The organism is Aquaspirillum serpens DSM 68, from assembly GCF_000420525.1.
GTDB classification, from domain to species: domain Bacteria; phylum Pseudomonadota; class Gammaproteobacteria; order Burkholderiales; family Aquaspirillaceae; genus Aquaspirillum; species Aquaspirillum serpens.
The window spans coordinates 1-26,898 of sequence record NZ_ATVC01000038.1 but is presented as its reverse complement, the minus strand read 5'-3'; the positions used below and the strand labels follow the sequence as shown (position 1 = coordinate 26,898).

At 40.8% G+C, this 26,898-nt stretch carries 21 protein-coding genes and 2 pseudogenes; 5 read left to right on the top strand and 18 right to left on the bottom strand.

Annotated features, from left to right (window positions below):
* The 4 genes from G465_RS0108495 to fliD form a co-directional block, all read right to left on the bottom strand.
* A partial coding sequence (locus G465_RS0108495) for an ATP-binding protein (protein WP_022654049.1) occupies window positions 1–1,223 on the bottom strand: 1,223 nt, incomplete at its 3' end.
* 154 nt (window positions 1,224–1,377) lie between these two features.
* On the bottom strand, window positions 1,378–1,704 hold the full coding sequence (locus G465_RS14105; protein ID WP_022654048.1) for a flagellar protein FliT: 327 nt from the start codon (window positions 1,702–1,704) through the stop codon (window positions 1,378–1,380).
* Entirely contained in the window at window positions 1,697–2,149 is a 453-nt protein-coding gene (gene fliS, locus G465_RS14100; RefSeq protein ID WP_022654047.1) for a flagellar export chaperone FliS, read from the bottom strand. Before fliS ends, G465_RS14105 begins: the two co-directional genes overlap by 8 nt.
* Before the next feature lie 73 nt (window positions 2,150–2,222).
* Complete coding sequence (gene fliD, locus G465_RS0108480) at window positions 2,223–4,184, bottom strand: flagellar filament capping protein FliD (RefSeq protein WP_022654046.1); 1,962 nt, start codon at window positions 4,182–4,184, stop codon at window positions 2,223–2,225.
* A gap of 317 nt (window positions 4,185–4,501) precedes the next feature.
* On the opposite strand from fliD, the gene G465_RS0108475 reads away from it, so the two are divergent.
* A complete protein-coding gene (locus G465_RS0108475) occupies window positions 4,502–6,502 on the top strand; it encodes an O-linked N-acetylglucosamine transferase family protein (RefSeq protein WP_162138822.1) in 2,001 nt (666 codons plus the stop codon).
* 72 nt (window positions 6,503–6,574) lie between these two features.
* Here G465_RS0108475 and G465_RS14095 read toward each other — a convergent pair whose 3' ends face one another.
* The 3 genes from G465_RS14095 to fliB (G465_RS0108460) all read right to left on the bottom strand — a co-directional run bounded on the left by G465_RS14095 (window position 6,575) and on the right by fliB (G465_RS0108460) (window position 9,633).
* Window positions 6,575–6,976, bottom strand: coding sequence for a flagellar protein FlaG (locus G465_RS14095; RefSeq protein WP_022654044.1), 402 nt, complete (start codon window positions 6,974–6,976; stop codon window positions 6,575–6,577).
* Between the two features lie 101 nt (window positions 6,977–7,077).
* Window positions 7,078–8,280 carry a flagellin N-terminal helical domain-containing protein gene (locus tag G465_RS16370; protein WP_022654043.1) on the bottom strand — a complete coding sequence of 401 codons (1,203 nt, stop codon included), beginning with the start codon at window positions 8,278–8,280 and terminating at the stop codon, window positions 7,078–7,080.
* A gap of 108 nt (window positions 8,281–8,388) precedes the next feature.
* Window positions 8,389–9,633, bottom strand: a complete 1,245-nt coding sequence (gene fliB, locus G465_RS0108460; RefSeq protein ID WP_245556773.1) for a flagellin lysine-N-methylase — start codon at window positions 9,631–9,633, stop codon at window positions 8,389–8,391.
* A gap of 48 nt (window positions 9,634–9,681) precedes the next feature.
* Here fliB (G465_RS0108460) and G465_RS0108455 point away from each other — a divergent pair, with 48 nt between their 5' ends.
* On the top strand, window positions 9,682–12,603 hold the full coding sequence (locus G465_RS0108455; RefSeq protein ID WP_022654041.1) for a glycosyltransferase family protein: 2,922 nt from the start codon (window positions 9,682–9,684) through the stop codon (window positions 12,601–12,603).
* Between the two features lie 49 nt (window positions 12,604–12,652).
* On the opposite strand, the gene G465_RS0108450 is transcribed toward G465_RS0108455, so the two are convergent.
* The 9 genes from G465_RS0108450 to pseB are packed head-to-tail and all read right to left on the bottom strand — an operon-like array spanning window position 12,653 to window position 23,080.
* On the bottom strand, window positions 12,653–14,623 hold the full coding sequence (locus tag G465_RS0108450; RefSeq protein ID WP_022654040.1) for a polysaccharide deacetylase family protein: 1,971 nt from the start codon (window positions 14,621–14,623) through the stop codon (window positions 12,653–12,655).
* Window positions 14,624–14,641: 18 nt separating this feature from the next.
* Window positions 14,642–15,799 (bottom strand): bifunctional glycosyltransferase/class I SAM-dependent methyltransferase, encoded by a 1,158-nt coding sequence (locus tag G465_RS15085; RefSeq protein ID WP_022654039.1) that lies wholly within the window; start codon window positions 15,797–15,799, stop codon window positions 14,642–14,644.
* A complete protein-coding gene (locus tag G465_RS0108440; protein WP_022654038.1) occupies window positions 15,792–17,027 on the bottom strand; it encodes an ATP-grasp domain-containing protein in 1,236 nt (411 codons plus the stop codon). The genes G465_RS15085 and G465_RS0108440 overlap by 8 nt, the downstream gene beginning before the upstream one ends.
* An 18-nt stretch (window positions 17,028–17,045) precedes the next feature.
* Window positions 17,046–18,206 (bottom strand): class I SAM-dependent methyltransferase, encoded by a 1,161-nt coding sequence (locus G465_RS0108435; protein ID WP_022654037.1) that lies wholly within the window; start codon window positions 18,204–18,206, stop codon window positions 17,046–17,048.
* Window positions 18,203–19,183, bottom strand: a complete 981-nt coding sequence (locus tag G465_RS0108430; protein WP_022654036.1) for a hypothetical protein — start codon at window positions 19,181–19,183, stop codon at window positions 18,203–18,205. Before G465_RS0108430 ends, G465_RS0108435 begins: the two co-directional genes overlap by 4 nt.
* On the bottom strand, window positions 19,180–20,208 hold the full coding sequence (locus G465_RS0108425; protein ID WP_022654035.1) for an N-acetylneuraminate synthase family protein: 1,029 nt from the start codon (window positions 20,206–20,208) through the stop codon (window positions 19,180–19,182). Before G465_RS0108425 ends, G465_RS0108430 begins: the two co-directional genes overlap by 4 nt.
* The gene (pseF, locus tag G465_RS0108420; protein WP_022654034.1) at window positions 20,201–20,902 is read right to left on the bottom strand and encodes a pseudaminic acid cytidylyltransferase; all 702 of its coding nucleotides are present in this window, start codon (window positions 20,900–20,902) and stop codon (window positions 20,201–20,203) included. The genes G465_RS0108425 and pseF overlap by 8 nt, the downstream gene beginning before the upstream one ends.
* Before the next feature lie 10 nt (window positions 20,903–20,912).
* Window positions 20,913–22,076: a UDP-4-amino-4,6-dideoxy-N-acetyl-beta-L-altrosamine transaminase gene (pseC, locus tag G465_RS0108415; protein WP_022654033.1), complete on the bottom strand. Its 1,164-nt coding sequence runs from the start codon at window positions 22,074–22,076 to the stop codon at window positions 20,913–20,915.
* Complete coding sequence (gene pseB / locus G465_RS0108410) at window positions 22,073–23,080, bottom strand: UDP-N-acetylglucosamine 4,6-dehydratase (inverting) (protein ID WP_022654032.1); 1,008 nt, start codon at window positions 23,078–23,080, stop codon at window positions 22,073–22,075. Before pseB ends, pseC begins: the two co-directional genes overlap by 4 nt.
* Window positions 23,081–23,264: 184 nt before the next feature.
* On the opposite strand from pseB, the gene fliB (G465_RS0108405) reads away from it, so the two are divergent.
* Together fliB (G465_RS0108405) and G465_RS14085 are read left to right on the top strand one after the other, a co-directional pair.
* Window positions 23,265–24,506, top strand: coding sequence for a flagellin lysine-N-methylase (gene fliB / locus G465_RS0108405; protein WP_022654031.1), 1,242 nt, complete (start codon window positions 23,265–23,267; stop codon window positions 24,504–24,506).
* Window positions 24,507–24,834: 328 nt separating this feature from the next.
* A complete protein-coding gene (locus tag G465_RS14085) occupies window positions 24,835–25,080 on the top strand; it encodes a DNA-binding protein (RefSeq protein WP_022654030.1) in 246 nt (81 codons plus the stop codon).
* A gap of 295 nt (window positions 25,081–25,375) precedes the next feature.
* On the opposite strand, the pseudogene G465_RS14080 reads toward G465_RS14085, so the two are convergent.
* Window positions 25,376–26,632, bottom strand: a pseudogene (locus G465_RS14080) (AMP-binding protein); the annotation flags it as partial.
* A gap of 35 nt (window positions 26,633–26,667) precedes the next feature.
* Window positions 26,668–26,787, bottom strand: a pseudogene (locus G465_RS15780) (IS200/IS605 family transposase); the annotation flags it as partial.
* Window positions 26,788–26,808: 21 nt separating this feature from the next.
* Between G465_RS15780 and G465_RS16535 the strand changes: the two are divergent.
* The coding region (locus G465_RS16535) for a helix-turn-helix domain-containing protein (protein ID WP_155846516.1) at window positions 26,809–26,898 on the top strand (90 nt) is incomplete at its 3' end.

Below are 26,898 nucleotides of genomic sequence, written 5' to 3'. Positions count from 1 at the left end.
TCGTAGGGAATGCTGGAAAATAGGCTATGGAATAGGGCTTCCATGCCAGCAAAGTCATTTTTCAGTAATAGCTGCCCCAGTTGATGTTTGGTGCGGCTACTTTGGCCGGCATCCGGCTGAAGGACATACAACACGCTATTGTGAAAGCTTTGATAGACCTCGCGGTTTGGATAGCGCAGTTGGTAGAGATATTCACCGAATTGATAGTCCCGTTTGGCGATCGTCAGATAGCCGGTTTGGAACATCAACGATTCAGTGAGCATCATGTCAACATCAAATGCTTGTAATAGATCACCGCTGAGGCGCAAGGTTGCCAGTTCCGGCAGCCACACATGATGTGTTTTGATCCAATCGAGTAGGAAAGTAGGCGTGCCGGTTTCGAACCAATAAGGCCGAAAATCACGCTTTTGGAATAACAACAGCACATCAAACGGGTTATACACCGACTCACCTAGCCAGTTGTAACCGTTGTACCACTCGCGAATCTGTTCACGGTCTAACCCTGTGAGTTCTGGCGCAAAAACGGTGTCAATGTCGTAGTCGGTATAACCACAAATTGCCGAATACTCTGCATCGAGGGTAATGTCATTCAGGTTGTTTAAACCAGAAAACAAACTCAAACTCACTTTGCTGAATTTTGATACCCCAGTCAGGAACACGAATTTAATCACTGCATCCTGACCTTTTATCACTGAGTATAAATTTCTCAGCTCATCTCGCATCGACTGCGCTAGTGCTGGATTGGTCAGATTATCCAGAATTGGTTTGTCGTATTCATCCACTAACACCACTACTCGCTGCCGTGATTTTTGATGTGCATGCTGAATCAAATCAATGAAGCGATCGACAATCGAGGGGGTGCGATAGCTCAGCCCAAACCGTTCTGCCTCGGACTGTAAAATATGCTGAATTCGTTCTTGTAATGCTTCAGGCGAGTGCATTACGCCTTCGGCAAAGCTAATCCGAATCACTGGATAAGACAGCGACCAATCCCATTTATCGTGAATCCATAGCCCTTGAAACAGCGATTCATTCCCCGCCCACAGTTCAGCCAAGGTATCGAGGAACAAGCTTTTACCGAAGCGACGTGGACGCGAGAGGAAGTAATGTTTTCCTTCATTCACTAACTGGTAAGCCAGTTCGGTTTTATCAACATAGTAATAACGATCCTGGCGAATCTCGCTGAAGGTTTGAATGCCGATCGGCAGTTTTTTGCGCGACATCGTACAGTCTTTCATCAATAGATGATTGAGAAGGATATGGGGATTGTATTGTGCTATAGCGAGTTAGCAATGGCTACGCAGAAGGAATATTAAAGTAAGAAGTATGATGAGGAGAGGCAAATGGCGAGGGGAATTCTCGCCATTGGAGAGGAGATTACTTATACGCTTGGCGCAGTTTGGCCGTGGTATGAACCGAGCCGAGTTCTTCTCGCAACACCTGATGGCGGTCACGAACAAGATGGCTAACTTCTTCGTGGCAATCGATAATTTGCCGTAGGCGATCAGCGCAAAACTCGCGGCTACCTAGGCGATGTTCGGCCCAATCGGGATTGTTGGCTTGGTAGCTTTGCAGTGCATCAAATTGCAGCAGAAAACCATCCCATAAGTCTGCTACCTTGTCCCAATCTTCTGCTCTTGCTGCATCGCGCAAGGCAAAAGCGGCATCCATCAAATCGTTATAACGTTGTTCGACGTCAGACATTACCGTAGCTCATTGGTTTAGCACGAGGAGGGGGTTCGGTACTATTTTCAGCAGCTTGGCGAGTTGGGCTGATTTGTTCCCATGCATCACGCAGCTCTCCTAACAAACGAGAGGCCTGTTCCAATTTGTCATCATCGTTGTTTAAGTTGGCTTCTAACAGAATATTGCTGACATATTCATACAGTGCATCGAGTTGTTCTGCCAGTTCACCACCAACCTCTTTGTTCAAAGACAAACGCAAACCTTCATCAACAATTGCAATTGCTTTGCTGATCATGCGTCCTTTTTCAGGGATATTTTTTTCTTGCAGGAAGCGACGCGCATTTGCGATAGCCTGTATCGCACCATCAAACAACATCAGAATCAGTTTGTGAGGGCTGGCAACCATCACTTCTGTTTCTAGTGCAGATTGTGTGTAGGCAGCATAAGGGTTTTTGTTCAGCATAGTTGGCATCTTCAACAAGAAAAAACAAGCGGGAGATCGTTACACGCTATCATAACTATCCCCCGCCCGATTGTCAGCGTAACAACATCGTTAATTGTTGCTGCATGTAGGTAGACATCTGTTGCATTTGGCTCAAAGTGGAGTCAAGACGGCTAAATTGGTTACGCAATCGCGTTTCTGTTTGGTCTAAACGAGTTTGAAACGCATCCTGCTCACGGCCAAGCGTTTTAATTGTGGAGTTAATACTTTCAGTTCTAGAATCAAGCATACCCCCTTTTTTCACCATTGACTCAATAGCATCATCGATAGCGAAACCAAAACCTTTAGTCACTGTCATCGTGCCACGCGAACCCAAGGCTCCACCGGTGATTTCGATCTTTAAGCCTTCGGTATCTTTACCAGTAGAACCTGTCAAGGTAATACCATCCCCCAAGGCCTCAATACCACCAATCGTACCGGCTACTTTAGCTGGGCTAATACTGCCATTACTCAAACCAAAATAAGTTGCAGCTGATGATCCAATGCTGGTAACTTCAACTCGGCTGTCTTTGTTTTGCTTCGCTGCAGTAAACTCAAATTTGGAACCATTGTGGGACACAGAAACAACGTTAGAACCGAAAGCGGTATTTAATGCTGATTGTAAAGTGTTCACAACATCAGTGGTCGAACTATTCGTACCAGAAAACGCTGCACCTAAATCAATTGTTGCAGCAACACCATTAACCTTCATGACCATTGATTCGCCAGCAAAAGCTGCTGCACCAACACCTCCACCGGCTGCAGCACTACCCTGAAGAACCCAAGGGGCATCGGTCAGAACAACTTCATAATCCCCTGCTTTAGTTTTATTGTTGGCAGTAACCAGATTAAGTCCAGTATCAGCTGCTTTACCAGATGCAGTAAACAGCTTCATCACCGCCTGAGGATCGGCCTCTAATGCTTTAGTCAACTTGGTTGAGTCAATGGTCATATTGCCAGTTTTGGCATCAAATCCAACCCCCACCGAGGCAGGCAAAGAATAGTCACCTGAGATGCCTGAAATTTGCGTTGAGAACGAAGCACGTAACTGAGAGCGAATAGACCGAATGCTACTATCACCATTCAAAATACCAGCATCTGCCAATTGGCCTGCTTTTGCTGTATCAGCTTTGAAATAAGTTAAACTATCCAAGGTTTTCATTAAATCGTTATATGATTTAGAAATACCTTCAATTAGGGATTTGGCTGAACCGGTATCTTTGGTCACAGTAACGGTTATAGGTTTAGTTGCTTCTGTTTTCTTCGTTAATGTCAGTGTTACGCCATCAATCGCTTTAGTCAGGGTGTTACTACTGTCAGTCACGGTCAAACCATCAATTTTGACCTGGGCATCTTGAGCAGCTTGTGTTTGTCCAGCATTAGAAGCACTTGGTATTCCACCACCACCGGCATATAACAATTTATCTAAATCGGAACTACTGGATGTCGAAGACACTTTAATGGTATTAGCCGCGCCCGTATCAGTCGCAGACAGCGTCAGACGATAGCCAGAGCCATCATTCACAACGTTAGCAGTCACACCGGCTTTTTCTTTGTTAATTTTGTCGCGTAACTCTTCTAACGTCAGATCGGCGTCAAAACTCAGTTCTAATTTCTTAGTGCCAACCTCAACTGTTAAATTTTTACCATTAGTAGCCAAGGCCGTTTTACTGTTGGAAAACGTACCAGAAGCAATTTTATGAGACTGGGCAAGGTCAATGACCTCCACAGAGTAACTCCCCGCTTGAGCAGTATTACCTGCTGAGGCACTCAAAAAGTCCTTATCACTTGTCGAAACCTTGGTACCACTGAATTTCGCGTTGTCTTGCAAAGCTTTCACAGCATTTTGGAAGGTGGACAGCGCGCCTTTGACCTGACCATAGGCGGATAATTTTTGCTGCTCTTTTGATTCTTTCGCTTTAAGCTGTGAAAGAGGTCGAGATTCAACAGACATCAACTGACTGATGATACCGTTGATATCCAAACCAGAGCCTATGCCAGCAGATGTAATCGCCATAATGCACCTCAAACAAAAAATGGATTTATGAACGAAGTATCGACCAAATCGGCAAAAACTTAAAGCACTTTCCTCTTGGGCAAAGCTTTCATCCCTTTGAAAAGCAAGGACAATTCATGTCGAAAAATAAATCATCAAAAAGCCAACAAAGCAGTAAAAAAGGCAAAACCAGCACACCCTCTATCGCTGAGATGGATGCCATTATCCAAAGTTACTACCACGAAACAGCAGAAGCATTGCTCAACAAAGCAACCGCACTGGCCAGCAAGCACCCCCATCACAGCTTTCCATGGGAATTTATCAGCATTGCACAAGAGATGTTAGGCCATCTTGAACAGGCACTCTCAGCAGGAAAACGGGCGGTACAGCTCGATCCTATGAATGCTGAAGCACAAAGCAATCTGGGTAATTTGTTTCGAACTAGCGGCAATTTAGCCGAAGCAGAAAGTTGTTATCGCAAAGCATTACGAACAAAGCCTAATCTTGTTCAAGCGTGGAATAACCTTGCATTGGTACTTGATCAAAATGGTCAATTACAAGAAGCAGAAAAATGCTTCCGCAAAGCGATTCAAATTAAAGCAGATTATGTCAATGCTTATTTAAACCTTGGCATTTGTTTACAAAAGCAAGAAAAACATCAAGAATCTGAGTCTATTCTGATTGAAGCGATTAAACTGGCACCACAAGATGCCGCGCTTTATCATAATCTTGGACATATCTTACAAAAACAGGGACGACTTGAAGAAGCAAAGCTTTTTTATCAAAAAGCCATCACATTAAATCCTCATCTGGCAGAGTCTTATAGCGATCTTTCTTCGTTACTGAGTCGCCTAGGTGACTATAGCCAAGCGGAGAAATATGCTAAGCAAGCCGTTGCCATCAATCCAAATTTTATTGAAGCCTACAACAATTTAGGCAATGCCCAAAAAGGGGCACATCAGTACAAGCAAGCGGAGCATACTTTTAAAGAAGGCCTGATCATCGCGCCAGATACCAGTATGTTACAAAACGGATTAGGCGAAACATACCTGCTGCAAGGTCAGTTCGATCTCGCTAAACACTGTTTCGAACAGGCAATAGCCAATCATCCGTTCTATCCACAAGCATATAGCAACTTACTTTTCTGCCTGAATTTTGTCACCGAAAAAAATTCAATCTATAGCGCAACAGACTATGGCCAGTGGTTGAACACGCATCTACAACCACAAACACAAAGTGATCACCCACGGAAAGACAATAAACGAATCGGTTTTATATCGGGTGATTTACGAGAACATTCAGTAAGCCGTTTCTTAGTTGATGTGTTACCTTATCTGACTCAAGAAACTTCATTAGAGTGGTTTGCTTATAGCAATTCAGCGATTGAAGATGCCACTTCAACAGAGCTCAAAAAACATTTTAAAGAATGGCACAACATTTCTGGGTTATCAGATTTATCAGCAGCAAATTTAATTAAGAGCCATGAAATTGATCTTTTAATTGATTTGTCTGGTCATACCGCCCTCAATCGATTACCTGTCTTTGCTTATAAACCAGCACCGATACAAGCATCTTGGCTAGGTTATTTTGCCACCACAGGTGTGCAGCAAATGGATTATATTTTTGTGGATCGAGTGGGTGTGCCGGAGAATAATCAGTCTCAATTTACCGAGAAACTGTGTTATTTACCAGAAACGCGATTGTGTTTTTCCATACCAGAAGATGCCCCTGCTGTTTCAAGCCTCCCCTCTGAACAAAATGCTTTCTTTACTTTTGGTTGTTTCCAACATCTGAGTAAAGTTAACGATAAGGTGCTAACGGTTTGGGCAGATATTTTTGATCAAGTGGAAAACGCACAGTTACGTTGGCAATGTATGCAGTTTGCTGATGCTGATTTGGTTGCGGAAACACAACAACGCTTAGCAAGATTTGGTATTGGTGCTGATCGTGTCAGATTGTTGCCATCGGTTAATCGACAGGCCTATTTTTCAGCTCATGCAGAGGTGGATCTAATTTTAGATACCTTCCCGTATCCAGGGGGAACCACGACATGCGAAGCATTATGGATGGGTGTACCGACATTGACACTGGCAGGCGACAGTTTGCTTGCTAGCCAAGGGGCAAGTTTATTACATGCAGCAGGATTGGCGGATTTTGTCGCTAACAGCGAAGCAGAATATGTTGCTAAAGCCGTGCAACTCAGCCAACAACAGGAAAGACTCAGCAGTTTACGCAGCCAGATGCGGCAACAACTCGCTCAATCCACCCTGTTTGATGCAAAACGCTTTGCAGATGATTTTTTGGAAACAGTCCAATCCATTTTTGACAGTCATCAATAACCAGACACGTTGAAAATAAAAAAGCTACCTTAACAAAGAGGTAGCTTTTTTAATGCTCAAAAAGCAAAACATTTAGGCTTTTTGATTTACAAACATGCCAGCGATTTTATCAATACTCTTAGCGATTTCTAACATTTCCTCGGAGGGGATTTGTCGAATGATTTCATCATTCGCGGTATTGATAATTTTTACCACAGGGATCTCCAAGTCTTCATCGACCGAAAATTTCAATTCGCTCGCGTACATCTGCACCACTTTTTGTACTTTTTCTGCAGCGTCTTGTAAATCTTGTGGATTGGCTTGGAGTGCTTGTTGTTTCTGTGCACTGGAAACAGCTTGCACAGCATCGCTGGAAACCTCTACCGTCGGGGCAGACGATTGCGAGGCAGGCAAAGAAACTGGTCGGCTGTTCGTGTCTTGCGGCAGCGAATAGGACGGCAAGTTGTTGCTGTTGATGGGGGGAATTGTACTCATGAGCAAGGCTCCTTACGCGAAAAACCCGACGGGGGAGGCTCCCGCGCCGGGTTGTTCGAAAACGGGCCACCGCGCGGGGCGGTGGCTGTTTCTTTTTCAGATTAACGCAAGAGCTGCAGAGCTTGCTGTGGCTGTTGGTTAGCCTGAGCCAGCATTGCAGTACCCGCTTGTTGCAACACGTTGGCACGAGCCAAGGATGCAGATTCAGAAGCAAAGTCAGCATCTTTAATCCGGCTACGAGAGGCGGAGATGTTTTCACTAGAGGTTTGCAGGCTGGTGATTGCGGAGCTGAAGCGGTTCTGTACAGCACCCAAATCAGCGCGGAACTTATTCACCTCTTTAATTGCGTTGTCAATCCGAGTAATGGCATTGGTTGCATTAGAGCTATCTGTACCAGTAACAGTGATATCAACAATCCCTTTATCACCATCGCCGCTACGTGCTGTTGCTGCTGCGGCTGCCAGACCCGTGGTACCAGCGCTGAAACCAACCAACTCGAACGTACCTTTTGATTCACCACCCAAACCACCATTCGAGCGTACTACGATCTGACCATCAGTGTCGATTGTTGCGCTGACACCGGTAGTTTCAGTTTGCTTATTAATTGCTTCAACAACTTGAGCAGCACGAGCATTTTTACTAGACACTGCATCAAGCGCACCTAAAGCAATACTCTGTACATCACCTTTTGCATCAACATATTCAATTTTCAAGGCTGTTGCGCTCAGAGCTGTTGCATAGCCAGCGGAAGTGATCGCGGAAACAGCAGCACTTGCCCCTTTGACGTAATTAGTCCCACCCAAAGAGGACAGGTTAGTATTACCAACTTCTTTGATGGTGATGAACTGACCCGCGTCAGCACCAACTTGGAAGGTTTTAGCATTAAAAGAACCATCCAAGAGCTTATTACCATTGAAAGAAGTTTGTTCAGTCATACGCTGAACCTCATCTTTCAACTGAGTCATTTCATTTTGAATTGTTTCACGGTCACCAGCTTTGTTGGTGGAGTTAGCTGCTTGCACAGCCAATTCACGCATACGTTGCAGGTTGTTACCGATTTCAGTTAACGCACCTTCAGCAGTTTGTGCCAAGGAGATACCGTCGTTTGCATTACGGCGAGCCTGGTCCAAACCCTTGACTTGAGCAGTCATACGCTCAGAGATTGCCATCCCTGCTGCATCGTCTTTTGCAGTGTTGATGCGCAAACCAGAGGACAAGCGTTGGGTTGCAGTTGCCAACAAGCCAGTGGAACCAGCCAATTGACGCTGAGAATTCAAGGAAGCAACGTTAGTATTAATAAACATGGTGATCTCCTAGCATGAGGAAGTAGTTAAACCGAGGCACTTAACAAGGTTGTCTGTGCTCTTGTTTGTGTTTTCGACAGCACCCAAAAAACCTTTAGCAAATTTTTGCTATTTTTTTTCTACAGCAAAGCCCCCTAATAAACTCAATATCTTAGAGAGATCTTTCAGGTCAGAATCCGCCATCGACATCGCAGCAGCAAACAACATGGGCGAATCATCCACCCATTCGCGATGGAAAAAGGCCATGCAGCGCGCTGCTTGCCGTTGGAATTCTTCGCCGTGATAAGCCATCGCCAATGCTGCTAACAGGAAACGTTGTAATAGATAGAACAACAAGAAAGCCAACATATTCACGCGCAGCCCTTGTAAAGATGCGCTAGGGAAACAGTGGGCCAACCAATGATTGAGCAAAATTTGATCGAAGAAATAAGGAGAATCCTGTAAGTGATCGGCCAAATCCGCCATGCCTTCTGCAATACGGGGAATCGCAGCCAGAGCACGATCATCTAATGGAATGGTTTTATCTAAGAGATCAAAGGCAAGCGAGACATCCTGTAACACTTCATCGTAACCCACCGAGCCTTGCTGTCTGTCGTGCCGCATCTGTAGTAACTTGGTGAGCAATACGGCGTGTAACGGCTGGTCACACCAAACATTCTCAAAAGACAAAGCCGGGTCGCCTTGTTGCAATAAGCCAATGATGTCATTGAGTATCTCGGCCATTACAGCAACATCATTGCGTTCATAAGCAGGACGAATTTGCTCAGTTGCAAAAAACAAAATCATTAACCGCTTTTCAAGAGGTAGCTCAACCGTCTGCAATACACTCGCCCCAAATTCACGTACCAATAGATAGCGATCGGTCAATGCCTTTGCGAGTTTGACTTCTTTAGGTGTAAAACGATGTTCGACTTCTTGAACTTCCAACTGAAACAGCTCTTGGTTATGCCAAAATAGCTTGCTTACCTCGGGACAGGAAGGGGACAGGAAATGCTGCACGCCATCTGGGCCTTGTTTGGTCACAGCAGGATATTGGGCACAAACCTGTGGTTGCAATGACACCGTATCTGGTTCATTCAAGAACCGACATCCCCCTTGACGATCTAGCATCCAACATTGCCCCGTGTTAGGGTTCATTCTGCTGAAAGCATAGCTCTGTTCGCTAGTCTCGAGTTTCTTAGCAAAAGCCAACTTTGCACGAGAGAAGAGCTCGAGGTCTTGAATAGAAGTCAAACGTTCTAACTCAGGCTTTGACAGGAAAAATAATTTTTTTTCACAACATGAAGCTAAGCATTCCTGACTACCTACACATGAAAAGTCAATCAGGTAAGAAGGCTGCAAGGTGGGGCACATAAAACTCATTTTTTAACTCCAATAGTTCAACAGCTGAAGGATATAACAATGCAGAGTATCAAAAAAGAACTTGATCAATTATTTTTCGAAGAAAAATGGCAAGAGATAAAAAATCTGACAAGTCATTATTCAAACAAAGAACGTCATTCTGAGCCATCCATCTTGCTATACGCTGGAGTTGCGGAAATAGAGACAGGAAATGTACATACAGGCCAAAAAAAAATAGAGCAGTACTTAGAAAAATTCAAATTAAACGATGCTGTTGCTTATTTTTATCTTGGAAGAGCATTCGATTTAAATAAAAAATCACTGCTTGCTGATGATTTTTATAACAAAGCCATAAAAATAGATCCGCAAAAAACATCTTACAAAATATTTAAGATGGTTAATCTATTCAACAATAGCTTATTTGAGGAAATAAAAGAAATCGCTAAGAGTGATTTTGAACAATGGAAAAGTCTTGATTTATTCCCTTTAGTCGTTATGACTGCTTATGAACAAACCAACAACGAAGACCAGATACCGTATGAAATAATAGAGTTATGTAGTAGGTTTGCAGGTCAAGTTGGAGACCAAAAAACCATAAGAAAATACATTGATTTTTTGGCAAAATATGATAAAAAAGAAAAAATAAATGAGTATATAAAAACACTTAAGAAAAGAGGCGGATTTAATGACGAAATTAATTACGCAAAGGGTTTATTAGAAGAAAAAATGGGCAATTTGGAAGAAGCAGAAAAAATATATAAAAACTCTATAGAGGAAAAATTTAATCAATTAAACGCGTCTGCACTTATTGAATTAACAGTTAAACAAAACAAGATAGATGTTGCTGTTGAGCTATTAAAAAATTGGATTAGTAACGAAAAAAATCATATCAACTTCAAGTTTTCACTAGGTCTAATTTATACGACTACGCCAAATCTTGTTTCGAATGCAATTGAAATTTTTAAAGAAGCTCTACAAGAAACATCTGATACTAAAATACAAAAAAATATTAAATGGAACATGTCACTAGCCTTATTAACGATTGGAAACCTTAAAGAGGGATGGAAAAATTATAGAGTTAGGGAGAGTACATTACTCAATAGAAAATTTGAAGCAAAACTGTGGGATGGTAAAAAGATAAAAAATAATGATAAAATCATGGTATGGAGTGAACAAGGAATTGGTGACCACATCATGTTTGGAACTATGCTACCAGATTTATTGCTAAAAATTGGTAGTGATCGAATCATATTTGAAACAGAACCAAGGTTACTTTCATTATTTCAGAGAAGTTTTCCCGGAATAGAAGTTAGAAAAAACCCACGTCTTAAAATAGATTTAAACCCCTATGTTACAGACTACAAATACCATATTCCAATTGGGTCGCTACCTTGCTTTTTTAGGAAAGAAATCAAGGATTTCCCAGGCCATCCGATTATTAATGTCTCAGAAGAATGGAAAAATACACTGAAAGAAAGATTTAGTTCTGAGAAACTCAAAATCGGAATTATATGGAGAAGTCAAATTAGTGATGCATCCAGGAAAAAGAACTATTTAACTTACAGGGATCTTGAATGTTTATTTCACCTTGACCTTAAAGAAAACAAAAAAATAGAGTGGATAAACCTTCAGTATGGAGAATGTGATGAGGAAATAGAAAAGATCAGAAATGAGTTTGGTATTGATCTAAAACAATGGCCGGATATAGATCTGAAAAATGATTTTGATGCTACTGCCGCACTAATTTCATGTCTAGATCTAGTGATCTCACCTTCATCCAGTGTTTTACAATTAGCAGGTGCACTTGGTGTCCGAACTTGGTGTTTTAGCCTTCATCCAGCTTGGACCATGCATGGTGAAGAATATTACCCATGGTTCCATAGTATTCGCATGTATCAGGTACCGTTTCCTAATGAAGTAAAACTTGCATTACCCCAAATGGCTAAAGATTTAAAAAGCTGGTTGAGTACTGGTGCTCCGCCACCAAATAAAACTCGGGTTATTATCGATCCAAGCAAAGCAAAACAAGAACTGGAATCAATACCGAAAAACTTAGAAAGTAAAGGATTATTTTTATTAGAGCACGAAGCTGAAGAGCAACTTATTATGGGAGCCCCGCTTGAAGAGGTTAAAAAGAAGTCGGTCTCTATCCGGCTAGAGAAAAAAATAGAAGATTTTTTGAGAAACCCTAACCAATATTTAGTTACATCAGACCCAAAACCGAAACTAGTTGGGCCTATAGAAGAGATTAAGAGTTTACTATCTCAACAATCACAAGAAGAGCTTTTTTTTGAAGTCAAAGAAAATTTCAGAGCAGGAGCACAGACCCTAATTATATCTTTCCAAGAAAATGTAAGTTACGCCTTGCCTTTTACATTAGTAACTCCTTACTTTTACCCAAAGTTTACATGGGATGACATAGTAAATGAAATTGACAATGTATCCGTACTTCAAGTAAGAGATAGCTGGCAAATGTGGTATCAAGTAGGACCTTTAGGCAGTTGCCTTCTAACTCCAAACAAATCAGCTGACAGATGGGTAGAGTTGATTATGTCTAAAATACAAAAGTCTGGAGCAAAAAGGCTTATTTGTGTTGGAACATCTGCCGGAGCTTCTGCTGCCATTCAATTTGGCACTAAATTAAATGCAGATGCCGTGATTGCGATTTCTCCACAAGCACGACCACTAGACCCGGATTGGGAATTAAAAAATGGTGGCTTTAATTTTTTTGAATATAGAAGCAGCTGGCGAAAACAGTTAAGTAACAAATATAATCTTTTACCAATAGATCTTAGACCTTACTCTGATTATCTTGGAGATAAACTACATCTTATCATCCCGAAACTTAATAAGACGGATACTACTCATGCCAATTACCTGATACAAGACAACCCAAATATCCATCTGTACCGCTCTACAGGTAAAAATCATGGTGATGTCAACAAAAAGCTTATTTTTGATATCATCAGAAAACTAATCTAACCAAGAAAAAAGGCCAGTTATCTGGCCTTTTTCACAAACAGTTTTTTTATTATTCTCCTAACACAGCAGAAATCGAAATTTTACACTGCAAGTCTAAAATTCTAGGTTTGCTAGTATCGTCTGTCTCCATAGCACTAAGCACTACTCTGGAAAGATGTTTTTCTTTTATCTTTTGATGTTTAACAAAAACAGCTAAGTTAGATGACGATTTATCAACTTCAATTTGAATTTGTTTTTTAAGATCGCCAAAAATTATTCTTCCCTCTGTATCACCAAGCATGTTTGTGCAAGACACCAATGAGGAAACAGCAGCAGCGTGATCAAAACTTTTTTCTTGAACTTCAAATATTTCAGGTTGTACTCCACCATTATGAGTTTCATAGAAAATCTCATTCTGAGAGAAGTTGTTTGGATCAAGAGTAAAATAACCCAACCTAAATGAACCAACTATTGGTTCATTACTTTTGAAGTTAATTTTCAAATGTAACCGGCGATTAGCATCATCAATCAACCAAGTCTTTATAATCGAACCAATAGATGTTTCTATATGACCGGTAATACTAATTGTTCCCGATTGATCAGTACTAAAAATCCAATCAACTTTTGAAAGATCTGTTAGCTGATAATAGCCAAACCTGGAAAATACAGTATGTCCTGTGTAATAATCTGCGCCAAATCTAATATCATTAAAAAAACCATGTGGTATAGTACCAATTAGCCGAGAATGGCTTACAGTTTTATCATAAAATCCCTCAATGGCTAATCCTTTGCTTGGATTGAAAAGTATCTTGAGGTATTCGCCTTCGAACTTCAAGAACCGACCATCCTTAGAAAAATTTTTAGGAAAATGAGCGTCCTCTACGTTAGATTTTTTCGTTCTTATATCAGACGTTAAGTGACGTTTCTCTGAAAATCTGTCCCTTACTGAAATCAATTCCTGGCAAAATTCAATCCATCTTTTTTCAGTAATATGTGTTCTAAAATCACTACTCCATAAGTAACAAAGTTTTTTCCAATCATTGATACTTTTACTCAATTTTATTTTCTCGTATATCTCATAACATAAAGTATTAGTCCAAATATCATCGCGTCCAGATATAGCCCACCTAGTAGGGTTATATTTACTCTGTTTTTTAACCGTAATAGGGTGGTCCACTGAAGTCAACATTAAATAATTAATAGATGATTCTTTCAAATAATTTTCTTTAATAACTTGACTTGGTAAGACAAAGTCAAAACTCTCACTTGTGGCAATTTTATCATAAACTTCTTTAATTTTCCCCCATTCATCTACGTTAGACAGTGCCGCTTCAGTTTTATATCTACCTGGACGAAAATTGAATATTTCAGCATCATTCCCATATAAGCAAAAATAAGAATCGTTGTCTGTAACAACAGGGCTAGCAAAGTTCTCAATATGAGCAAAATACTCATCTAGTGTTATCTCGCCATGAGCAAGTCGTTGAAACTTTTGAAAATTTATAGAATCATTCCAAAGAACAGGTAAATCTGAGTTTTTTCCAACAGCAATTTGTGGGTAGAATTGAAACAGTGGATTCCATTGAGGATTAGCTAGATAACAATTATTCCACTCCATTAAAAAACTTTCATACCCTACATCCTGATATAGAGATACTAAACTAGAAGAAAATGCTTGCTCGTTAACCAAAACAATGTTTGGTTTGACGCCTAGTATCGATTGATATATATCTAAACCGATTTCTTGATTAAATTTGTTAACCAAATATGGAACAATAGGCCCAATGAGCTGACTATATCCGGATCCGATAAACTCGCATCTTTTTTCCTCTAATAATCTGACTAACTCTTTAATCCAGTCTGGATCAATGTCATTGATTATTTCTAATGTTACAGCAGGGGCTTCAATACCTATAAAGTAATCACCCTCAGCTATTAATTTCAGTAGTGGCCAATAACAATTATTTATGACACTCTTACGATCTTCAACCTCTATCGAAGAGTACATTAAATTCAGATGAAAAAAAGAAATGACTTTCATTATCTAACCATTTGTAATTTATAGTTTAACAGCGTGTACTTGTATTGCATCTCTGGCTGAATTAGCATCAGTTGTAAATCCTCTAGAACAACCAATCTTTCTAACAATGGAAAAACCAAACTCTTCTACTAATTGATGAACTTCTAAAAAACCATACTCTTTAATATGGTATGGATTAATTGGTTGACCGAGAGGTCTATTAGAAAGAAGAGGAACTTCCAATATCAGTAGTCCTCCATCCTTTAAATTATTTCTTAAGGCTAAAAGCATTTTTTTATCATCTGGCACATGTTCTAAAGTATGTAATGATACGATAACATCAAAAAAACCACCTTCTTCCCACAAAAAACTCTGACCATCAGCTCTTAGAAATTGCATCTTTTCAGAATGACCAAATCTATCTTGAGCGATTTTAATATATTCAGAATCATAGTCACATCCTAAAACAAAAGAAGCTTTTTGACTGATCAAATTAGTCCCGATACCTGAACCACAAGCAATATCTAATACTTTTACACCAGTTGGAATGTAATCAATTAGAAAATGGTAACGTGAACCGGCGTAATCTCTTCCAAAGAATTCATTCTCTGGATGATTTCTTTTTGAAGAAAGAACTTGCTTAACTTTTTCAGAAGAATACTTAGGGGCAGGTTCTAAATAACAAACTTTATATTTTTGATTATTAACATCCATAAAGCCAAATGGATTAAACCTAGCTCTATTGATTAAAGGAGAATCACCTTCAAAATCTGCAATTTCATTAATCTTTTCGATGGATGCAATATCAGCACACATCGTTATGTTAAAATCTATTGGTCCGGTGACAAAATCATAACTGCTGTTTGCCATTTGTTCGACCATTAAATCAACATATTTTAAATCTATGTTTTTCCAAAAGCAAAGGACTCTGACTATAAAACTTTGATTAGGGAAAAATTTGATTGATGCTTCTACCAAACGTTTTGCAACGTTATATGTATTTCCAACAAAAAATTTAACTTTCCAAAGTTTTAACTTTTCAACTGCCAAATCCACATCTTTAATTTCTGGAAGAACAACTACAACATCAGATATATTCTCCCATGATCCTAATTCAATTATATTAAGTTCACTAGGTTCAGCGGCCATCAAAATCTCTTCTGGGCTAGCCTGAATTAAAACACCATAACTATTCATCTTGATCTCCAATTGTTTGAATTTTAATTTTTAAAATAGCTTGTTCTGCATTTGATATTGCCGTTTCTGTATCTGTACCGGAAGCAATTACAAATGCAAAGCGATCTGAGGAGTTATGATAAGGTCCAACTCTATCACCAACTTTTTTCCAAACAAAAACCTCTGCAACTCCAGGCATTTGCCTTGCATCTTCAACCCCTTCTATTGACGTAATCTTTCCTGTCGGAGGAAAAACACAACGTACAGCAGCTCCCCTATTAAACTTATGTTTTATGTCTTCCAGACACAAATCATAACCTATTGCGATTTTAAGAGCGGCTTTGATGTCGGAGCTCCCAAACGCTAGTGGTGAGGCATATTGACAATGGAAGCCACCAGATAAACGAGCCGTTAGTTCAATCAGTCTAACTTCATTTTTTTCTGATAAGTTAATGTCTACCTTATGGGCACCAATATCAATACCAATTGATTTAGCTGCATGTATAGCAAAGTTGGTAACTATATTTTGCTGTTGCTGATTTAAGGTTGTTGTGTTTAAACCAATTTCACATGGCCAAACGGGTGATATGTAATGAGTGTCTACTATAGACAGAACATGCCAATCACCTTTATAACATATCATTTCAACAGTATGTTTTGATCCTTGAAGATATTCCTCTAGTAGTAAGTTGGTCGAACTATTTATCTTAAATGAGGATGCAAGATCATAAGCAGACTCTAATTCTTTTTCTTCGAAAACAATTTGAACTCCCCTGGAAGCACAATTGTCAATTGGCTTAATAACACAAGGATATCCAATTTCTTTGACGGCACAAACTAATGAAGAAAAATTTTGAACTGTACGATATTTTGGTTTTTGATCAAATCCAATTTCATCAAGAAATTGATGCATAAGCAATTTATCATTGCATCGTTTAGCAACATCTAAACTCACAGTATTTGATAATCCTAAGGTTTCAGAGATTGCAGAAACCGTTACCTCTACGTCAGCACCACATGTGAATACACCAATAATTGAGTGATGTTTCATAAGTTCTTTTGTTTTCTGAACTACAGCAACAATATCTTTAGTGCTCACTTGAATTGGTAGATCTGCATATAACATTCCAGGGGAAGAAATATCTTGATCAAAACTGATGATTTTAACTCCTAATTCTTCCCTAGCAATACGATAAGCAGGCATAGATAGAATGCCGCCGCCAACGATAATTAAAAAACTTTCCTTCATTTTTATAAAACCCTTCTGTTAATAAATTAAGAAAATCTCTGTTGCTTTGAAAAAATTATCTTGCCTTACCTTTTTATGTATTATTTCTTGAGAAGAAAGTGAAGAAATAATTATACCCGTAGGAGGATTGAACTCTCTTTTTGCATCTTCTAAGTTCAATACACTTACACCTAGAAGCTTTGTTTTATTTTTTTTTATATCATCATCAATGATGATCTTTATCTCTTTACATGAATCTAAAAAATCAATCAAAAAATTAGTATGAACTCCTCCACCATATATCCAAATTTCAGTAGAAGGATATGTGTGTTTTTTCAAAAACTCTTCCACCCTTATCTTAAGTAGGTCAACTTTTTTCTTAAAAGAAATCATATTGCCTAAGACATTATCTGGTGCCTCAAATTTTTCCTCGTAACTTTTATTCACTAAATTAGGAGAACAAACCAAGAAAAAACTGCTTCTCAACATAGGGGTTACGGGTTCTAATTCTAACTCTAGTAAGTTAAAACCTTTTTTTTCAACAATTTTGGATAAACTTTTTTTTGAAAAGGTGTGCAAGTGCCAACCATGACGAAGAAACCCCCATTCTATCATGTCAGCACTTAACGTTTCTGCATCTGGAACAGCGATAATGACTATTGCTTTATCTGATGCGAGGTCTCTGACCTTTTCTAAAAAAGAACAGACATCCTGAACATGCTCAAAAACATGAAAAAAGCATATAACATCAAATTTTTTCTGGTGAAAATCAAAATCAAAGAAATTTGATTCTACAACGTTTAGTTGAAAATTATTTTTAGCAAAGTTACTACACCTCTCAGATGGCTCGACTCCAAAAGAAGAAAGATTAGGTATTGCTAGTTTGATATTTTTTAAGAAGTGGCCATAACCACAACCTATCTCCAATAACTTTGGATTATGGGGTAAGTTATATTTTTTTATTACTTTATCAACAAACTTAACTCTAGATCGAGCCAATCTATTGATTTCCGATTGATCGCTACACAAATAACTTTCAGGATAGCTTTGCTGAAAATTAGAGTAATCAATAGTCTGTTCACTTATGGTTAATGATGTAAAACAGTGGGTGCATTTCTCACAATAAAGAATTTCGATATGCTTTATCTCAAAAATAACTTTCGTGTTTAAGCTATCGCAAATAGGGCATTGATTTTTCATAAAAATTTCCCATACGTTATCATTTCCCTCAAAACTCGACTAGCACCTTGGCCGTCTATAAATGATGAACAATGATTTTTTAGATCAGTTAGATCAGAAGGATGTTCTTTTAATCGAATGAGTTTTTGGGCAGCTTTTATTAAATTCTCTTCGCTATCTATTCCAAATGATATTGCAGGCCAATTTCTGTTTTTTTCAGAAACAAACTTACTCAGCTTTACGTGTTCAACAGTTGGCTCTACTAACAAAGTAGGAATACCTAAGGAGATAGACTCAAATACAGTCACTCCCATTTTAGTTACAATTAAATTTGATTTGGACATCAAATTCACCATATCTGATGCAGATCGAATAACCTCCGTATTAACCCAACCTTTGGTAATTGATTTCACTTCATCAAACGCAACACCCGCTATTATATCAACATTTTTCCTATATCCCAAAAGATCTAATTTTTGGAGAAACCTAAATGTTGTTCTCTTTAAGTCATCTCCGCCACCAAAACAAACTAGAGTTTTGTAATTATCTCTCTCGCGTAAAAGCAAGTTATTCGACTTTGAAAAGGCAGATCTAACTATTGCAAAATCGAGTCCTGCCAATATTTTTTTAGCCAATGGGCATTTGCCCTCAATCTCAAAAGAAAACAATGCATCAACAAAAAAATCAAACTTAAAGTCGAGACAAGTTTTGTTATCAATAATGGTAGTTATTGAATTTTTGGATTGAAGAAAAGAAAGTAAATCTCTATTTATTTGTGTTGCAGTGTCAATGACAAAAAAACTATCATTTTCTATAGTAGATGAGGTAGCGAAACCAACATCCCAACTTCTAAAGAAATCTTGGTAAGTCTGATCATCAGCTATAAAGATAGGAGTTAAATTAAAAGATGGAGCCTCTTCTGCCAAAGCAAGACAACGAAAGAAGTGTCCTAGGCCTAAGCTGGGAGAAAGATCAATAAAAAAGTAAATTTTTCTCATAAGCAAATAATTTTTTTTGTTAAGGGAAATCCTTCTTTTAAATCAGATTGCAGGACATGTCCAATAACACTTTCAAGATCAGCAGCAGATAGATCTGTGATATTTGGTCTGACAACTGAAATGTGTTCTTTTTTGAGAACTGTGCCCTTTTTTAGGTCAGATGCAGCAAATAAACCTCTTCGACCAAAAGTCAAGCCGTTCTTCTCACTTGGCATACATAACTTTTCTCCTGACCCTAAGGAAGATTTAACTAATCTTAATACTTTAATTAGCTCTTTCATTTCTTCAATAAGAATTGCAAATGGAGCGTCTGGTGTTCCTTGCTCTCTAGAGAAAGTTACATGTTTCTCTATAACTGTTGCTCCTAGAGAAACGGCACTAATAGATTTTATTTGATCAGTAAAATGATCGGAAAATCCAATAATCTTATTAAACTCTTTCTTTAAAGTATTAATAGCTAATAAGTTAGCATCTTCAGTAACTGGCGGATAGGCAGCTACACAATGCAGTAAGATTAAATCTTCACGATCAAAACCAATTTTTTGGATAGCTTTGTTAATTTCCTCTAAATTTGCCATACCCGTTGACAGTATTACTGGGACTTTAAAGGTAGATATTTTCTCTAGTAAATCGTAATAATTAATATCTGATGACGCTATCTTTATAGCACATACTCCAGATTTATGAATCAAATCAGCACTATCTTTATCAAATGGAGTTGAGATAAAATCAATTTTGTATTCATTACATTTCTGAGCCAGTACTGGATACCATTCCTGAGGAATTTCATATTGTTTCAGAACGGGAAGTGCTTTTGAATATGAAGGGGTATCTTTTTCAAAATCATAAATGTTATTTAATTTTTCTGATTTCCACGACTGAAATTTGACAGCACTCGCACCAGCCTGAGCACATTGCTTGATATATTCGCATGCAACATCTAGTGATCCACTATGATTTGAACCAACTTCAGCAATAAAATAAATATCTTCTTGGTTATCAAGGAATTTTCTCAAATTAGTCATTTGGATTTCTTTCTTTAATTAAGTTGAAGAGAGTTTCTGCCTTTGCCCAGTCTTCTTCGGTATCGATATCTTGTACTCGATATCTTGGTATGACTAGTGGAACAGATTTAGCTAAAAAAGGGTGCCTATTAGAAAACCAGGCTCCTTTTTTGCCTAAAGAAAACAAAGCTGCATCGTGATAGGACTCCTCTAGATCTTGAGATCTTGAATTTAAATAATGTGGTTCAAACATCTCTAATGTTTGACTCTTGCTTATTTTAAGTGCTCTTTGTATAGGAGATGGAAAGGTTGTTACAGGGATTACATAATCACAGTCTTTAGCATCTTTTATTATTTCAAAAGCTTTAGTAATGTCTTTAAAAGACAGGAATGGTGCAGTTGCATAGCAACAACATACAAGATCGACAGTAACATTTTTTTCTATGGCTAGAATAGCATGCTGCATTACCGGCATTAACCCTGTATGATCATCCGCCAACTCTGCCGAGCGCATAAAAGGCACCTCGGCCCCATACTCCTGCGCCACAGCAGCAATCTCTTCATCATCGGTTGACACAATCACCCGATCAAAACAACCACTGGCTAACGCAGCCTCGATTGACCAAGCAATCATCGGTTTACCACAAAACGGCTTAATATTCTTACGAGGAATACGCTTGCTGCCACCACGGGCAGGAATCACTGCCAAATTCATCTTTTTCCTCCTAAGCCAACACACTATCTCGTATTGCCACTACCACCTGCTCTTGTTGTTCCCTTGATAAATTTGGGTACAACGGCAAGGTAATAGCACACTGATAGAACAACTCAGCTTGTGGATAGTCCGCCGCGCCAGCGATCCCCTGCTGTTGATAATAGGGTTGGGAATAAATCGGAATGTAATGCAGATTCACACCCACACCACAAGCACGCAACGCCTCGAATACTTGGCGATGAGACACCCTTATCTGATCTAACTGCAAGCGGATAACATACAAGTGAAACGCTGAATATGTGTCAGGATGTTGCCACGGTAATACAATTGGCAACTCAGCCAATGCTTGATTGTAATAAGCCGCCTTCGCTTGTCGCTCGGTCACATACTCATCAAGTCGGCTTAGCTGGCTCAGTCCCAATGCCGCTTGCACATCCGTCATCCGATAATTAAATCCCAACGCAATTTGCTGGTAATACCACGGGCCATCGGGCTCATGCGTCATCCATGCAGGATCGCGAGTAATGCCATGACTACGCAATAAGGCCATCCGTTCAGCCAAAGCAGGCTGATTGGTCACGGCCATACCGCCTTCAGCGGTAGTGATGATTTTCACCGGATGAAAACTAAACACCGTGATGTCACTATAAGCACAGTTACCCACCGGAAGATCACGATAACGCCCCCCAATCGCATGAGATGCGTCTTCAATCACCTTAAAACCATATTGCTGGGCTAATTGGTGAATCGCAGCCATATCACACGATTGACCGCATAAATGCACAGGCACAACAATTTTTGGTAACCGCCCCACCTTTTCCGCCTGCGCCAGTTTTTCGGCTAAAGCAGGCACCGACAGGTTATAGGTAAGGGGGTCAATATCCACAAAATCAACCGATGCCCCACAATACAAAGCACAATTGGCCGAAGCAACAAAACTAATCGGGCTAGTCCACAACACATCACCCGCCCCGAGCCCCAACGCCAAACACGCAACATGCAACGCAGACGTGGCACTGTTCATCGCCACTGCATGTCGAACGCCGCAATAGTCGGCAATCGCCTGTTCAAACTGCGGCACTGTTGGGCCTTGCGTCAGAAAATCGGACTGTAAGACCGCAATCACTGCGTCAATATCGGCTTGGGTAATCTCTTGTCGGCCATAGGGAATCATGATTCAGCCTCGGCAACACGGTTGAAATCGATAATCTCTGGCACAGACATAAACACTGGGTTGGTACCCGAGTTGTACTCAAAACCTTGGGCAACCGGCACACCGTGTTCACCACTCGCATTCGTCTCGAAATGATTTTGACGACTGGCAAAGGTAATCGTTGGACGCAACACATAATGATCAGCAAATTCCAACGTCAAATGTGAGTCATCAGCAGGACACATAATCTCGTGCAATTTCTCGCCCGGGCGAATACCAATCACCCGTTGTTCTAAGTCAGGGGCCATCGCAGTAGCTAAATCCACGATACGAATCGATGGGATTTTAGGGACGAAGATCTCACCGCCGTACATGCGCTCGAAATTCTTCAGTACAAAATCCACCCCTTGCTGCAGCGTGATCCAAAAACGGGTCATGCGTACATCAGTAATCGGTAGATGATCGCTGCCTTGGGCAATCAGTTTTTGGAAAAACGGCACCACCGACCCCCGCGACCCGACGACATTGCCGTAACGCACCACGGAAAAACGGGTTGGGTGACCACCGGCCATATTATTCGCCGCCACAAACAACTTATCCGAGGCCAACTTGGTTGCACCATACAAGTTAATCGGGTTGGCCGCTTTGTCTGTTGATAGGGCAATCACCTTTTCCACATCATTGGCCAATGCAGCCCGAATGACATTTTCAGCACCGTGAATATTGGTCTTGATACATTCGGTGGGGTTGTATTCTGCGGCAGGTACTTGTTTGAGTGCGGCAGCGTGAATGACAAAATCGACATTTTGCATGGCTTGGGTCAGACGCTCACCATCGCGCACATCACCAATAAAGTAACGCATACAAGGATCGTTAAACTCTTGCTGCATCTCGAACTGCTTCAACTCATCACGCGAGTAGATAATCAATCTTGCAGGCTGATAGCGTTGCAACAAGGTTTTGACATATTTTTTGCCGAAAGAACCAGTACCGCCGGTGATCAAAATTGACTTGCCATTAAACATAGTAGATTTCCAAATCGCGCTATTGATACATTGTGTCTCTATCGGCGCAACATCGCTAAAACTTAATTGAACACGGACACAATCCCGCTAAAAGCCACAGTGGTGGGCCTTTAGCGAAAAATTGCATTTTTCTTGCGACAAGACGATACCATTAGACAATTGCTGCTGCGAAGGAAAACTGAAGATGCACCACTATGTTGAAAAGATGATGCTGGTTCCAGAATACTTGCCACAGTTCCAGTGCATAGGTCCCGATTGCGAAGACCATTGCTGTAAGGGATGGTATGTATCAGTCGATAAAAAAAGCTATCTTGCCCTAAAAGAAAGCAGCAATCCTGTTGTTGCGCCGTTGGTTGCACATGGCATCAGCCGTAACCGAGGCCCACAAGCAGGAGAACGACAATATGCAAAAGCCAAACAAGATGAAGAAACCGGCTGCTGCATCATGTTTTCTACAGACAAACTGTGTCATATCCAAAAAGAACTTGGCGAAGGCTATCTGCCGCATACCTGTTCTATCTATCCTCGCTATACCCGACAGCTATTCGGTATCTATCAACAAAGCCTGACATTTTCCTGTCCAGAAGCAGCGCGTAAAGGGTTGATGCTGACCGAGCCCATGCAATTTGTTGAAGCCAAGATACGGGTACGCGAAGAGCTGATTGAAAAAACGGTTACCAAACATGCAGAAGATGCAGCGTTGGCCAACGATATCCGTTTTTTCTGTATCAACCTACTGCAACACCGTACCATTCCACTATGGCAACGCATCGCTGTCTTGGGCTATTTCTGTGAACAGGCCGACCAACTACGCCAACAGAACCAACACGCCAACATCCCACAATTAATTGAATCTTTAATTGATTCACTGGGCACAGAAGAATGGCCGCAGTTATTCGCCGCTATTCAGGCTAATATCAGCGATAAAGTGAATGCAGCACTTTCGCTATTGCTGTTACAACAGCTACGTTCAAGTGCAGAGTACTATAGGAAAGTCTTGGGTTTGGTACTGACCAGCTTAGGTGTTGAGGAAGATAAATTTGATATTGCTAAGAGCACTGCCCGTTATCAAGCAGCGTTAGAACTGGGTGCGCGGGATTTTCTAATACAACATGAGTTCATATTAGAAAATCTGTTGGTTAACGATGCCTTTACCAACGGCTTTCCTTTTGCTTCCGGTAAATCATGGTTTGATGGTTGGCTGTGGCTGTTTGCTTTTTATGAGATGGTAGTTTGCTCGTGGGTTGGATTATTTGCCAGCTTTGGCCAAAAAATGGATACCGATACCGCTGTCACCGCTACCCAATCACTGGTTAAATCATTCCAACACGCCCCCGATGCTTATAAAAAGATGATCGTTGATGTATTTAAGCAAAAAGGATTCTCAACCCTAGCCAACAACTTACCGCTGTTAAAACCAGAATAACGCAGCTGAATCAGGTGGGCACAACAGCAGTGCCCACCCTATCAACGTTCATCAGAGATTTTTTTGGGTGGATAAGCATAGCGCACCCAACAAATCACTCAGCCAAATTCAGTGCAGGTAATCCGGTAAAATCACAATGGCTTTAATTACAAAGGGTTTTTCAAGCAATATTTTCCTGAAAGCCTGCTATAAATAATCAATACGGTTTTCGTTGTTAAACGATGGGTTTCTGTTTTTTATAACAACGGTGAAGAAGGTTGTGGATGCGCTACGCTTATCCACCCTACACCAGCTTAGTCCCGAGCTAAAAAAAGACTTGGAATAAATCATGGAATACGAATTCACCTTGAAATTCAAAATCCCGTCAGATCCAGTTGATGAGCTAATAGAAAAACTTGCCGAAGCTGGTTGTGATGATGCATTAATTGGAATAGGAACACCAGGCAAAATAGCACTTGAATTCATTCGTGAATCAACATCGGCTAAACAAGCAATTATTAGTGCAATCCGTGATGTTAAATCAGCTATTCCAGATGCTATGTTAATTGAAGTTGGCTCAGAGTTAGTTTGGTAGGGTGGATAAGCGTAGCGCATCCACCAAATCACTTCCAAATATAGTGCAGGTGATCCAGTAAAATCACAATAGCTTTAATTACAAAAGGCTTTTCAAGCAATATTCGCCTGAAAGCTTGCCGTAAATAATCAATATGATTTTCGTTTTTAAACCATGGTTTTCTGTTTTTTGTAACAACGGTGAAGAAGGTTGGTGGATGCGCTGCGCTTATCCACCTTCCACCGAAATCAGCCAGCTTAGGATAATGGTGGGCACAAGAACGGTGCCCACCTATTTTTTTGACACAACTGGCGAGTTAATTCGCTGCGGTTTTTAAACTCTCATCCCGTAATGCACGGCGCAGGATTTTACCGACATTGGTTTTCGGTAATTCAGCGCGAAACTCGATATGTTTCGGCACCTTATACCCCGTGAGATTCGCCTTGCAATGTTGCAACACATCAGCCTCGGTCAGCGCAGGGTCTTTCTTCACCACAAACACCTTCACCACCTCACCCGACTTCTCATCCGGCAAACCAATACATGCCACCTCCAACACCCCCGGATGCGTCGCCACCACATCCTCAATCTCGTTCGGGTACACATTAAACCCCGACACCAAAATCATATCCTTCTTGCGATCAACCAACTTCACGAACCCATCTGCGGTCATCATCGCCATATCACCCGTCGCCAAGAAACCACGACTATCAATCACCTTCGCCGTTTCCTCTGGACGGTTCCAATACCCCTTCATCACCTGCGGGCCTCGAATCCACAACTCACCCGCCTCACCTTCTGCCACCGGCTGCCCTTCGGCATTGCGAATTTCAATCTCAGTCGAAGGCACAGGCACCCCAATCGTCCCGTTATATTCCTTTAAATCGAGCGGATTGATACACGCGGCAGGACTGGTTTCTGTTAAACCATACGCCTCAATCAATGGCACACCGGTGACCTGCTTCCACTTATCCGCCACCGCCTTTTGCACTGCCATCCCCCCACCTAATGCCAAACGCCAAGTTGAAAAATCGACAGTCTTAAACTCAGGGTGATTTAACAAAGCATTAAATAAGGTATTAACCCCTGTCATCGCGGTCACTGGGTATTTCTTAATCTCCTTGATAAAGGCTGGAATATCGCGTGGATTGGTAATCATGATATTCAAGGCGCCGATCTCGGTGAAGATCATCAAATTCGCTGTCAACGAGAAGATGTGATACAGCGGCAAAGCCGTGACAATCACCTCTTGCCCTTCCCGCACCACCGGCTTCACCCATTCGCCGGCCTGTAACATATTGGCGACAATATTACCGTGGGTCAGCATTGCCCCTTTCGATACCCCTGTCGTACCGCCGGTGTATTGCAAAAACGCAATATCATCATGGGTTAATGACACTTTTTGATAAGGTTGTTTATCGCCTTTTTTCAAAGCATCAGGAAGGCGGATAACGTTGGCCAATTGCCAATTCGGTACCATCTTCTTCACATGCTTGACGAAAAAATTCACAATCAACGATTTAGGGAACCCTAACAAATCACCAATCGAGGTCACGATAATGTTTTTGACCCTGTGCGCGACAAGCCCCGCCGTTCAGGGCGGGGAAGGATAGCGCGGACGGCGTAGCCGTCGAACACATTGCGGCGATACTTCGCCACAAAGACCAAATGGACGTGCATCTTGAACACGCAGTGCCGACTGCGCCTAATATCGTTGTCATCTCTCATAGACCAAAGTATCATTGATTCATGCAACGACTTCAAGCCTTCAAATACGAACTGGTGCCAGACGGCCATCAGGAGCGGCAGATGCGCCGCTTCGCTGGCTCGTGCCGGTTC